Below are 12,110 nucleotides of genomic sequence, written 5' to 3' on the forward strand. Positions count from 1 at the left end.
TTCGTTGACTGACACACCGTATTCGCGGGCAAGCCCGCTCCCACAGGTAGAGAGGCGTTGTTCATGCCTGTGGTGCAAGGCCCGACTATTTCAGCCACGCCGCTAAACTCCAGGTTTCAGCTCCCACCTTTCAGTCTTGTGTTTGGTTGACGATCACCGTGCAGGTGATGCCCGCCGCCAGCAGCACGCCCTCCGGCACTTCATCGATGCGAATCCGCACCGGCACGCGCTGGGCCAGGCGCACCCAGTTGAACGTCGGGTTCACGTCAGCGATCAACTCGCGGCTCTCGGGGTTGTCACGGTCGTAGATGCCGCGCGAGATGCTTTCCACGTGGCCCTTCAAGGTCTCGCCGCTCATCAGTTGCATGTCGGCTTTATCGCCGACTTTCACATGCGGCAATTTGGTTTCCTCAAAGAAGCCATAGACCCAGAACGAGTTCATATCCACCACCGCCATCTTGGCTTCGCCGATGCGCGCGTAGTCGCCACGGTGCACGTTGAGGTTGGTGACGTAGCCGTCCACCGCCGCTACCACTTGCGTGCGCTTGAGGTTGAGTTCGGCGGCTTCCAGTTGCGCCAGCGCGTGCTGGTAATCGGCGAGGGCCGAGTCGGCGATGTTGCTGGCGTCGTCGCGGTTTTCCTTGGAGATCACCAGCGCGTCGAGGTCGGCGCGGCGGTGGGCATTGACCTTGCGCATCTCCCAGGTGGCTTTGCGCGAGGCGACCAGGGACTGCGCCTGCTTGACCGCAATGCGGTAGTGCTCGGGGTCGATCTGCATCAGCAGGTCGCCCTTCTTGACCAACTGGTTGTCGCGCACCGGCACGTCGACCACCTCGCCCGTCACGTCGGCGGCGACGTTGATGATGTCGGCGCGCACGCGACCATCACGGGTCCACGGCGTTTGCATGTAATGCACCCACAGCGTGCGGCCAATCCAGATTGCCAAAGCCAGTACCAGCAAAGTCGCGAGCAGGCTGAAAAACTTTTTCATCGGGGCATTCTCAACGGTAGACGGTCAGCGCCAATGCGCCGAACAAGCAAACGAACAGGCTCAGGCGCAGCAACGCCGGATGCCAGAAAAACCGGTACAAGTCGTACCCGGCCAGGAAGCGGTCCAGCGCCCAGGCCAGCCCTGCGGCAATCAAAAACATCAGGGTCATGGTCGGCATGTAGAGGCCGTGGAACGCGATTTCACGGGGCATGCGGGGCTCCTTTGAGGGCCGCCAGTGGCGATTGCGGGTCGAGCAGCGAAGTGCGGATAAAGTGCAGGTAGCTCTTCACCCGGCGCAGGGCCGACGTATCGAAGTGCGGGGCGAAGGGTTCGTCGGTGGCCTGCACGCGGCTGATCGCGTGGTCGACGGCGATCAGTCCGCGCTCCAGATTGCTCGCGCTGGGCTGCAGGAACAGCCGCACCAGCGAGCGGCCCATCACGCGGATCGCCTGGCGCCACGGCTGGGACTCGGCATACGCCGGGTGCACCGGCAGGATCGCCTGTTCCTTGCGCAGCTCGATGATCGCGTGGCCGACCTCCAGCACCACGAACATCCAGCGCAGCAGGTCGCGTTGCACTTGCGGCTGGCCGACGGCAAGGCCGTAGGCCTGGTGCAGCAGGTCACGGGTGCGGCTTTCAAAACTCGAGGCCAGGCCCTTGAGCTTGCCGCTGATCGCGTACACCACTTGCTCGCGCAGGTCCTGCTCCAGGCGGCGCCACAGCCAGCGGCTGTTGGGCGGCAGGATGATCGCCCCCGCCGCCGCGCACACCAGCATGCCGATGACCATCGCGATGTAGTCGTTGATAAAGGTGTAGGGGTTGTAGACCGTGAGGTTATCCGGCACCGAACCGGTGCTGAAGAAGATCAACAGGCCCACACCGACCCCGGCGTATTGCGGGCGTGAGGCGAGAAACGCACCGAAGATGATGACCGGGGCGAGCATCACGCACAGCAGCGGGAAGCCGTCGATCCAGGGGAACACGAAGAACATTTCGACAAAGCCCACCAACGCGCCGATCAAGGTGCCGCAGGCCATCTGGAACGCCATGCGCTTGGGGTTCGGCGTGGCGGCGGACAAACCGACGGTGGCCGCCGCGATCAAGGTCATGGTCGCGCCGCTGGGCCAGGCGGTCGCCACCCAGTAGCTGCCCAGCACGATCAGGATGAATGAGGCGCGAATCCCCGAGGCGGCGCAGGCCAGCCAGTTGGTCTTGGGGATAAAGGTTTCGTCCCACTGCTCGCGCGCATGGCTGTGATCGGCCAGGGAGGCGTGGGTTTGCGCATAGTTGTGCAGGTCGTCGACGAAGCGGTACAGCAGCTCGTAGGCGGTGTGGAAATCCAGCTGCTCGGCTTCGCTCGGGTTGCCCTCCTGGAACGCCGCGCGCAGGCTGCGCACCGTGGCGGGCAAGCCGTCCTTGTAGGCACTCAGTTGATTGACCAGGCGTGCGGCGTCGGGGCTGGTGAGGGCACGACCGGAAAAGCCGTCGAGCAGTTCGGCCAGGTCCTGCAGGCCGGGCCTGATCGCCGCCACCACGTGATCGGCCGCGTCGGTGCGCAGGCGTTCGAGCAACTGGTGCAAGGCGTTGAAGCGCGTGGTGATGCTCATGAACTCGCTGTTGAGGCGACTGAGGCGACCGTTGCGCCGACGCATGTGCGGGTCTTCAAACACGGTGATGCTGCGCAGCCCTTCCAGGCCCACGGCTTCGGCGATAAAGCGCACGTTGCTGGCCTCGAACCCTTCGCGCTGGCTGCGCCCCCGCAAGCCATCGGTGACGAACAGCGCGAACACGCCAAAGCGCTGGTACAGGGCGTTGCGCATCGCGGCGCTGCTGGTTTGCGGCAGGATCGCGGCGCTGACCAGCGTCGAGCACAAAATCCCCAGGGAGATTTCCAGCACGCGCCAGACCGCCGCCATAAAGGCCCCATCGGGATGGGCCAGGGCCGGCAGGCCAACCATCGCCGCGGTGTACCCGGCCAGCACAAACCCATAGGCGCGAAAGTTACGGTTGCGGGTCGCACCGGCGGTGCAAATGCCGACCCAGATCGCCAGCGCGCCAAGAAACAACTCGGTGTTCTGTGCAAACAAGGCAATCAACAGCACCATCACCGCCGAGCCCGCCAGGGTGCCGAGGAAGCGGTAAAAACTCTTGGCGAACACCTGGCCGCTCTGCGGTTGCATCACGATGAACACGGTGATCATTGCCGTGCGCGGTTGCGGCAGTTCCAGGCGCATGGCCAACCATAACGTCAGGAACGCGGCGATCAGCACCTTGAAGATATACACCCAGGTCACGCCATCACTGCGTGCCCAGTCGAAAAAGCCACGGCGCCACTCAAGGGCATGCAGCCAGCGCAGCGGTGCAGGCAAGGGAGTCATTCAATCCTACTCAGTGATCAAACACGGCGAGTGCCGCCGGGGTCTTGCTCGGGAGGGTCTTGGCGTCGTCGGGCACATCGTTGCCGGCACCGAGTCCGCCGCCCAGGGCTGTCACCAGTTCGGCGTGCGCGCTCAGGCGGGCGGCCTGCACCTGTTGCTCGACCTGCTGCTGACGGAACAGCAGGGTCTGGGCATTCAGCACATTGAGGTAATCGGTGAGCCCGCGTTGGTAGGCGATCATCGCGATGTCATAGGTTTTCTGCGCCGAGGCCACCGACTGCGCGGCGAAGCCCGCTTGCTTGTCCATGGACTCGCGGCGGATCAACTGGTCACTGATGCCTTTGAGCGCGGTGACAAGGGTCTGGTTGTACTTCGCCACGGCGATGTCGTAACCGGCGCTGGCCTCGCCCAACTCGCCACGCAAACGGCCGCCGTCGAAGATCGGCAAGGTGATCGCCGGGCCGACGTTGTAGTTGAATTTCTTGCCGGCCAGGAACTCCAGCATGCCGCCGCCGGTGGCCATGTAGCCAAGGCTGCCGACCAGGTCGACGTTGGGGTAGAAGCCGGCGTGCGCCACATCAATGCCACGCGCCTGCGCCGCGACCTGCCAGCGGCTGGCGACCACGTCCGGGCGCTGGCCGAGCAGTTGTGCAGGCAAGGAAGACGGCAGTTTCAGCGGCGCGGCAAGGGACAAGGTCGGGCGCTGCAATTGCGCGCCCGCGCCCGGCCCCTTGCCGGCCAATGCCGCCAACTGGTTGCGGCTCAGGGCGATTTCCTCGTCCAGGGCGTCCAATTGACGATGGGTTTCCGGCAACGGGGTTTCGGCCTGGCTCACGTCGAAGTGCGTGCCGATCCCGGCGTTCAGGCGTTTGTTGGCCAGGTCGAGGATCTGCTGTTGCTGGGCCAGGGTCGCCGCGACGATATCGCGGTTGGCGTAATGCAATGACAGCTGGATATAGGCGCGCACCACGTTGTTCTGCAACTCGAGCTGGGCCTGGCGGGCTTCGGCAGCGCTCATGTGCGCCAGATCGACGGCACGCTCGGAGGCGTTGCTTTCACGGCCCCACAGGTCGAGCGCGTAGCTCAGGCCCAGGGACGAGTTGTTGTCCCAGGTGGTCTCGCCACTCAACTCGCCTGGGCCATAGAACTGATCCTTCGGCCAATTGTGGCGCTTGAGGGTGGTGTCACTGTTGATCTGCAGCGACTCGGCCGACTCGGCAATCCCGGCCATGGCCCGCGCCTCGCGCACTCGCGCGGCAGCGATGGCCATACTCGGGCTGTTGTGAGTGGCGAGTGCGACCCAACGGTTGAGTTGCGGGTCGCCAAAGGCCTGCCACCATTGCGCGGTGGGCCAGTGGGCGTCCTGGGCGGCCTGCTGGATCGCCTCGTCGGTGGCCAGGTGATTGGCGTCGAGCGCCTGGCCCTGTGGGGCGATTCCTCCGGTTCCGATGCAGCCGCTGATTGCTAACGATAAGGCCCAAACACTGAGAGTCTTCAGCTCTCTGCTGATGCGACGCGGCACTGCTGCGAATTCCTGAGGTGGTGATGCGGGGAGAGGTGGCGCAATTCTAGGGGGCGGCATGGGGAACGATAAGCGGGTATTCCTGTGAATCTTTGTTACCGTTCAGGCGATAATCCGCGCCGGCTCAAGGCAAGTTGGATGTTTATCCCGACGCCAGGCTATTCCCCTACAGCGTGCCGAAGTGCCCACCAGCAGAATGACGAGCATCCCACCCTTCTGGAGTGCCCGAATGCTTTCAGCCCCCAGCACGCATGCCCGCATAGCGTCGACACCCGCGTCCGCTGATGCCCTGCGCAGGCAACTGCACCTCTCGCCCGAGCCTTTGCAGCCGGGCATGCTCCCGCTGCAACGGGACGTGCGCTGGATCGCCGACCTGGTCCTGGACAAGCTGGTCCCGCTCGCGGGCTATCATCGCGATCAAGCGCAGGTAGAAGCACTTCACCACAAATTGTCCAGCAGCCCGTCGAGGCTGGAGGTGTCGGTAGAGGAGTTACCGGACTACTACGCGTTTTTCAAAAAGGCCGAGCAGGTGCTTGATCAACATCGCGCCAGCCAGCGTCCGGACGTCGAAGCCGACTATGCCTTGTGTCGCGCGCTGAAATGGCAGTTTCGCGCGGCGGTCAGCAATGACCGACACCTGCACCTGACGCAGAAGTTGTTGCCGGCGCTTGCCTACGTGCGCAACGGCGGCGAACGCAGCAACCATCGTCATATCGGCTACAACTTTGTGTTGGACCCCGCGCTGCAGAACCGGGCCGGGCCACAGCTGGCAGCCGACTCGCGCCTGGCAATCACCGCTGACCAACGCATCAAAAGCACGCGCGCCCTCAGCCTGCAGGCCCATCTGAAGTCATCGATCGCAAACCAGTTCCAGACCCACACCCAGCTCGGCGTAGGCTATGTATCGTCTCGCGAATACGCGAACCTGGAAGCATACGCCGATGCCCGCAGCCATTCGGTGCGCACCTCCCTGAGCGAGAGCATCCGGCGAACCGTTCAAAACCTGCCCAGCTTGGTGCGTGATAGCCATAACCTGCAGAAACATCTCGCCTGCTCAGCACTGAGCCAACCCTACGTCCGGGATACCCTGGCCAGCGCCGGCCTTGTCGACGTTGAGTTGCCCAGCATGAGAAGCACCTCGCAGCCGGTTATCACCGAAAGAGGCCTGCTCCTGAATGCGCGAACCAAGGTCACGGTGGATGTCTTCAGCGCCCTGAAGCTCAATACCACGATAAAGCCGACCCTGCAGCGTACCCAGCGCCAGATCACCCTGGATATCCTGAGCCTGCACGAAACCGCACCTGAGATGGCACGACTGCGCCTGGCCTCGTCCAAGCACTACAACGACGACCCTGCGGCGCTGTTGAATGCCATGCAACGCCACATCGCCGACACCAGCCAACACTTCACCCAGCAGGCCTGCACACCCGTGCCGGCGTCCGCGTTGCACGCTGCCCGGCACGCCCGCCACAAACAGGCCCAATCCCTGCTGGAGCGCTATGTGTTGCTCAAGACCCACTCGCGCCTGACTCCACAGCAGGATGCTGAGATACGCAGCCTGATCCAGCGCAACCCGGCACTGCTTCGCCCCGACGAATTAGAAGTCCACACGCTGACAGCCGAGACCCGAATAGTGAGCTTCAGCGCCGCAGTAACGGCCTCGGCGCAGGCCGGGGCAGGCAAAGGGGTGGCGATTGAAGCCAGCCACCGCAAGCTTGATGACCCCCATCTGAGCGGTGATTACCTGACAATCGACATCGCCCCGATAGATTCGCGGCAGGTCGTGAAGAAAACCTTGCTTCGCGTACTGGGCGCGATTGGCGAGCAAACGTTCGACTGGGAAAACCTGGTCCGCTCGATCAGCGAATCAGTGCTCGATCCCGCCAGGCCGTCGTCCACTCAAGTACTGGTGAAAATAAAGCACGGTCAACCGGTGCTGTTGCATACCCGCCATACGCTGGATAAGCGCCGTGACCTGAAGCTCCCGGCGCCGGTCGAGCAGTTCTTCGGCGTAACGGCGCAGTCGCTGCGCACCCGGCAAACCCTGCACAAAGAACAGCTGGGCAGCGACTCGCTGGATCATCTCCTGCCCATCGCCCGTCGCTACCTGGAAACCCCTGATCAGCAGCCGGGCTGGGACGCTTACGTCGCGCGACACGCCGACGACTTTCACGCGTTGTTCGATACCCTTGGCCGACAGGCGCACGGTACGCCGCTGACCGCCGAGATTGACGCGCTCAAACGCCTCAGCCCGGCACTCAGCCGCGCCGCCGAAAACCTGATACAACACGCCAACACCGCCCTTGAAGCGCCGACCGGCGAAAACCGCGCCAGCACGCAGGAGGCCTTCAATCACTTGCTGCGCGAGTATCTGCCGCACTACAAGGCCAAAGTCAGTGAGGCCTGGACCTTGTCCTGATCCTTCGTCACCGTGCTCCGGGGAGAGCAGCGCCCAGCGGATACACACCTGTGCGCAACTTCATGTCACAATTTGGCATCTCCCTTGAGAACACTCCATGGACACTTTGCAAAACATGCGCGCCTTCAGTTGCGTGGCCGAAGCCGGCAGCTTCACCGCCGCCGCCGTGCAACTGGACACCACCACCGCCAACGTTTCGCGCGCGGTCTCCAACCTTGAGGCCCATCTGCAAACCCGCTTGCTCAACCGCACCACCCGCCGCATCGCGCTGACCGAAGCCGGCAAACGCTATTTGCTGCGCTGCGAGCAGATCCTTGCCTACGTCGAGGAAGCCGAGGCCGAAGCCAGCGACGCCCACGCGCGCCCCGCCGGGCAGTTGAAAGTGCACACCATGACCGGCATCGGCCAGCACTTCGTGATTGATGCGATTGCCCGCTACCGCCGCACCCACCCGGACGTGACCTTCGACCTGACCCTGGCCAACCGCGTGCCGGACCTGCTCGACGAGGGCTACGACGTGTCCATCGTGCTGGCCAGCGAGCTGCCGGATTCGGGCTTCGTCTCGCAACGCCTGGGCATCACCTACAGCATCGCCTGCGCCTCGCCCGATTACGTCAAGGCCAAGGGCTGCGCGCAACGGCCCCAGGATTTGCTCAATCACGCCTGCCTGCGCCTGGTCAGCCCGGTGATCCAGCTGGATAAATGGACCTTCAACGGCCCCGAAGGCCAGGAGAGCGTGGCGATCAACACCTCGCCCTTCCTGGTGAACTCGGCCGATGCGATGAAAACCGCGATCACCAGCGGCATGGGCGTCGGGCTGTTGCCGGTGTACGCGGCCATCGAAGGCCTGCGCAACGGCACACTGGTGCGGGTCATGCCCAACTACCGCTCCCAGGAGCTGAACCTGTACGCCATCTACCCGTCGCGCCAATACCTGGACGCGAAGATCAAGACCTGGGTCGAATACCTGCGCGGCTCGCTGCCGGAGATCCTGGCGGCGCACCAGGCGGAGCTGGTGGCGTATGAATTGAGCGGCAGCCTGAGTGGCGCGCGCCTGACGAACTGATTTCCACGTCGATCCAAATCAAAGGTGGGAGCGGGCTTGCTCGCGAATACGACAGGTCAGCCACAGATGTAGTGGCTGACGCTGCGCATTCGCGAGCAAGCCCGCTCCCACATTGGTTTGGCGGTGTCCTGACAATCACCCGCAAGAATGTTAGCTTGCTTGGCATTCTTCCGTAGTCGATGAGCCCGCCTGCAATGAAAAAGACTGTCCTCGCCTTCAGCCGTGTCACCCCGCAAATGATCGAACGTCTGCAACAGGATTTCGAGGTGATCGCGCCCAACCCCAAGCTGGGCGACATCAACGCTCAATTCAATGAAGCCCTGCCCCACGCCCACGGCCTGATCGGCGTGGGCCGCAAGCTGGGACGCGAGCAATTGCAGGGCGCGAGCAAGCTGGAGGTGGTGTCCAGCGTCTCGGTGGGCTACGACAACTACGACGTGCCGTACTTCAACGAGCGCGGGATCATGCTCACCAACACCCCTGACGTACTCACCGAAAGCACCGCCGACCTTGCCTTCGCCCTGCTGATGAGCAGCGCGCGCCGGGTCGCCGAGCTGGACGCCTGGACCAAGGCCGGCGAGTGGAAAGCCAGTGTCGGCGCGCCGTTGTTCGGCTGCGACGTGCATGGCAAGACCCTGGGCATCGTCGGCATGGGCAACATCGGCGCGGCCGTGGCCCGTCGCGGGCACTTGGGTTTCAACATGCCGATCCTGTACAGCGGCAACAGCCGCAAGCCGGCGCTGGAGCAGGCACTGGGCGCGCAATTTCGCAGCCTGGACGAGCTGCTGGCCGAGGCGGACTTCGTGTGCCTGGTGGTGCCATTGAGCGACAAGACCCGCCACCTGATCAGCACCCGCGAGCTGGGGCTGATGAAATCCAGCGCGATCCTGATCAATATTTCCCGTGGCCCGGTCGTCGACGAACCGGCGCTGATCGAGGCCCTGCAAACCCAGCGTATTCGCGGCGCCGGGCTGGATGTGTACGAGCAGGAGCCGCTGGCCGCGTCGCCGCTGTTCCAACTGAGCAACGCCGTGACCCTGCCGCACATCGGCTCGGCGACCCATGAAACCCGCGAAGCCATGGCCAACCGCGCCCTCGACAACCTGCGCAGCGCCCTGCTCGGCCAGCGTCCCCAGGACCTGGTGAACCCGCAGGTCTGGAAAGGCTGACTCATCCCCGCGTGTGACATCGGGACTTGTGTAGGAGCCAGCTTGTGTGGGAGCTGGTTTGTGTGGGAGCTGGTTTGTGTGGGAGCTGGTTTGTGTGGGAGCTGGCTTGCCTGCGATAGCAGCGCCTCGGTCTTTCTGCGGAACCGGCGTGATGCTATCGCAGGCAAGCCAGCTCCCACAGACCCATCCCGACACAAAATCCGGTTAAAGCCTGGCCTCCCCAAGTCGATAACTCTCTATAGATCGTCATCCCTGATCCACAGAAGGTTTTTATGTCCACCACCAAAGCCCGCGCAGACTCTCTCTCGCTTCTGCTCTTTACCTTGCGCAGCGGCAAGCTGATGGCGATCAACCTGCTGAAAGTCAGTGAAATCATCCCCTGCCCGCCGCTGACCAAGCTGCCGGAGTCGCATCCCCACGTCAAAGGCATCGCCACCCTGCGCGGCAACTCGCTGGCGGTCATCGACCTGAGCCGTGCCCTGGGTGAAATGCCCCTGCAGGACCCGGACGGTGGCTGCCTGATCGTCACCGATGTAAGCCGATCCAAGCAGGGCCTGCATGTGCAGGCGGTGAGCAAGATCGTGCACTGCCTGACTACCGACATCCGCCCGCCGCCCTACGGCTCCGGCGGTAACCGCGCGTTCATCACCGGGGTCACCCAGGTCGAAGGCGGCCTCGTGCAGGTGCTGGACATCGAAAAAGTCATCCACGGCATCGCGCCGGCCCCGATTGAAGCGGCGCCCACCGACCTGACCATGGAAGAAGCCGAAGTACTCGGCAACGCGCGCATCCTGGTGGTCGACGACAGCCAGGTGGCCCTGCAGCAATCCGTACACACCCTGCGCAACCTCGGCCTCACCTGCCACACCGCGCGCAGTGCCAAGGAAGCCATCGATGTGCTGCTGGAGCTGCAAGGCACGGTCGAGCAGATCAACGTGGTGGTGTCCGACATCGAGATGTCGGAAATGGACGGCTACGCCCTCACCCGCACCCTGCGCGAAACCCCGGATTTCAAAGACCTCTATGTACTGCTGCACACCTCGCTCGACAGCGCGATGAACAGCGAAAAAGCCCGCCTGGCCGGTGCCGACGCGGTACTGACCAAATTTTCGTCGCCCGAGCTGACCAAATGCCTGGTGGTGGCGGCCCAGACCGTGGCGCAAAAAGGCCTGTAACGCGTGAGCACGTATTACCAGTTGCTGCGTCGCGACCTCACCGGCAGCCTGCCGGCCCCGCAGTGGCCGGCGGGTACACAGTTGGACCACTACCGCGATGAGCTGGCCCCGGCGATTCATGCGGTATTGCGCATGACCCAGGAGCAAGGCGGCGGCCGCGTGCCCCCGCTGGAAACCTGGCAGCAGCAATTCATCACCGATGCCGAATTCGACCCCACGCTGTGCCTGGTGGCCAGCAACGCAGAAGGCATTCTCGGCGTGGCCCAGTGCTGGACCAGCGCCTTTATCAAGAACCTTTCCATACACCCCTGTGCCCAGGGCCAGGGGCTGGGCCGCGCCTTGTTGCTGCAGGCCTTCCAGGTGTTCAAGCAACGCGGCGAACCCTGCGTCGACCTCAAGGTGCTGGAGAGCAACCAGCGCGCCCGACAGTTGTACGCAAGCGCAGGCATGTTCTTTGTACTGCGCGATGCAGTCGCCGAGGACTGACAGGCACTGGCGCATAACTTGCTTCCAGAGACACCGAACGGTGCATAGAGGTCAAAACCCGTCACCGTTCACGCGTGCCCTCTGACCTTGCCTGGTGACAGATCCGCCCATGAACACCCATTTTTCCTGCGTTGGCTGCGGCAAATGCTGCACCGACCATCACGTCCCCCTGACCCTCGCCGAAGCCCGTATGTGGGCGGCGGACGGCGGCAACGTCATCGTTCTGGTAGAGGGTTTCCTGGGCAATGGCCTGGGCTTGCCACAGCAGCAACGTGAACATGCCGAGCGGCGTTCAGTGGTGGTGCCCAGCGGCAACACCGAGGCGTTTGTGGCCATCACCTTTGCCGCCTATAACGCCGGCCGCTGCCGGAATCTTGACGAAGACAACCTGTGCCGCATCTATGAACGCCGTCCGTTGGTGTGCCGGATCTATCCGATGGAGATCAACCCGCATATCCCACTGAGCCCCGCCGCCAAGGACTGCCCGCCGCAATCCTGGGAACAGGGCCCGGCGCTGATCGTCGGCGGCGAGTTGGCCGACCCGGCGCTGGCGGACCTGATCCTGCGCTCGCGCCAGGCCGACCGTGACGATGTGCAGACCAAGGAGGCGGTGTGCGCCTTGCTGGGTATTCGCACCACGGCGCTCAAGGGGGATGGCTTCACCGCCTACCTGCCGGACATGAACGCGTTTGCCCAGGCAATCGAGCTGGCGGTGGATCAGCCATCCGTGGCCAACGAGTGGGTGTTCCATGTGTCAGGCATGGACATCGCCGAGCAACTGCTGGATGCCGGCGCGCAGATTGCGACTGAGGTGCCGGCCAACTACGCGTTTATTCCGCTGCGCGCAGCGTAGGGCTTGCGGGCCGCTTCGCGGGCAAGCCCGCTCCCACAGGTGACTGCATTT

10 protein-coding genes are annotated in these 12,110 nt (G+C 63.6%); 6 read left to right on the plus strand and 4 right to left on the minus strand.

From position 1 onward, the window contains the following. Positions 1–130: 130 nt before the first annotated feature. The 4 genes from NTD80_RS27220 to NTD80_RS27235 are packed head-to-tail and all read right to left on the minus strand — an operon-like array spanning position 131 to position 4,891. Positions 131–991, minus strand: coding sequence for an HlyD family secretion protein (locus NTD80_RS27220; RefSeq protein WP_262135560.1), 861 nt, complete (start codon positions 989–991; stop codon positions 131–133). Positions 992–1,001: 10 nt separating this feature from the next. After that, positions 1,002–1,202 carry a DUF1656 domain-containing protein gene (locus NTD80_RS27225; RefSeq protein WP_065900886.1) on the minus strand — a complete coding sequence of 67 codons (201 nt, stop codon included), beginning with the start codon at positions 1,200–1,202 and terminating at the stop codon, positions 1,002–1,004. Continuing rightward, complete coding sequence (locus NTD80_RS27230; protein WP_262135561.1) at positions 1,192–3,369, minus strand: FUSC family protein; 2,178 nt, start codon at positions 3,367–3,369, stop codon at positions 1,192–1,194. Before NTD80_RS27230 ends, NTD80_RS27225 begins: the two co-directional genes overlap by 11 nt. A 10-nt stretch (positions 3,370–3,379) precedes the next feature. Then, positions 3,380–4,891 (minus strand): efflux transporter outer membrane subunit, encoded by a 1,512-nt coding sequence (locus NTD80_RS27235; protein ID WP_065900879.1) that lies wholly within the window; start codon positions 4,889–4,891, stop codon positions 3,380–3,382. A gap of 229 nt (positions 4,892–5,120) precedes the next feature. On the opposite strand from NTD80_RS27235, the gene NTD80_RS27240 reads away from it, so the two are divergent. The 6 genes from NTD80_RS27240 to NTD80_RS27265 all read left to right on the plus strand — a co-directional run bounded on the left by NTD80_RS27240 (position 5,121) and on the right by NTD80_RS27265 (position 12,059). Further along, a complete protein-coding gene (locus tag NTD80_RS27240; RefSeq protein WP_262135562.1) occupies positions 5,121–7,310 on the plus strand; it encodes a hypothetical protein in 2,190 nt (729 codons plus the stop codon). Between the two features lie 97 nt (positions 7,311–7,407). Beyond that, complete coding sequence (locus tag NTD80_RS27245; RefSeq protein WP_065900869.1) at positions 7,408–8,376, plus strand: LysR family transcriptional regulator; 969 nt, start codon at positions 7,408–7,410, stop codon at positions 8,374–8,376. 194 nt (positions 8,377–8,570) lie between these two features. Further along, a complete protein-coding gene (locus tag NTD80_RS27250) occupies positions 8,571–9,545 on the plus strand; it encodes a 2-hydroxyacid dehydrogenase (RefSeq protein WP_106805116.1) in 975 nt (324 codons plus the stop codon). Positions 9,546–9,817: 272 nt separating this feature from the next. Then, positions 9,818–10,720 carry a chemotaxis protein CheV gene (locus NTD80_RS27255; protein WP_106805117.1) on the plus strand — a complete coding sequence of 301 codons (903 nt, stop codon included), beginning with the start codon at positions 9,818–9,820 and terminating at the stop codon, positions 10,718–10,720. Between the two features lie 3 nt (positions 10,721–10,723). Continuing rightward, the gene (locus tag NTD80_RS27260) at positions 10,724–11,206 is read left to right on the plus strand and encodes a GNAT family N-acetyltransferase (RefSeq protein ID WP_106805118.1); all 483 of its coding nucleotides are present in this window, start codon (positions 10,724–10,726) and stop codon (positions 11,204–11,206) included. 109 nt (positions 11,207–11,315) lie between these two features. Beyond that, on the plus strand, positions 11,316–12,059 hold the full coding sequence (locus NTD80_RS27265; protein WP_262135563.1) for a YkgJ family cysteine cluster protein: 744 nt from the start codon (positions 11,316–11,318) through the stop codon (positions 12,057–12,059). The last annotated feature ends 51 nt before the right edge of the window (positions 12,060–12,110 follow it).

The sequence above is a fragment of the Pseudomonas sp. 13B_2.1_Bac1 genome, from assembly GCF_025466155.1.
GTDB classification, from domain to species: domain Bacteria; phylum Pseudomonadota; class Gammaproteobacteria; order Pseudomonadales; family Pseudomonadaceae; genus Aquipseudomonas; species Aquipseudomonas aylmerensis.

Coding starts and splice junctions, on each gene's coding strand:
- NTD80_RS27220 (WP_262135560.1), bottom strand. CDS start 991: ATGAAAAAGTTTTTCAGCCTGCTCGCGACTTTGCTGGTACTGGCTTTG.
- NTD80_RS27225 (WP_065900886.1), bottom strand. CDS start 1,202: ATGCCCCGTGAAATCGCGTTCCACGGCCTCTACATGCCGACCATGACC.
- NTD80_RS27230 (WP_262135561.1), bottom strand. CDS start 3,369: ATGACTCCCTTGCCTGCACCGCTGCGCTGGCTGCATGCCCTTGAGTGG.
- NTD80_RS27240 (WP_262135562.1), top strand. CDS start 5,121: ATGCTTTCAGCCCCCAGCACGCATGCCCGCATAGCGTCGACACCCGCG.
- NTD80_RS27245 (WP_065900869.1), top strand. CDS start 7,408: ATGGACACTTTGCAAAACATGCGCGCCTTCAGTTGCGTGGCCGAAGCC.
- NTD80_RS27250 (WP_106805116.1), top strand. CDS start 8,571: ATGAAAAAGACTGTCCTCGCCTTCAGCCGTGTCACCCCGCAAATGATC.
- NTD80_RS27255 (WP_106805117.1), top strand. CDS start 9,818: ATGTCCACCACCAAAGCCCGCGCAGACTCTCTCTCGCTTCTGCTCTTT.
- NTD80_RS27265 (WP_262135563.1), top strand. CDS start 11,316: ATGAACACCCATTTTTCCTGCGTTGGCTGCGGCAAATGCTGCACCGAC.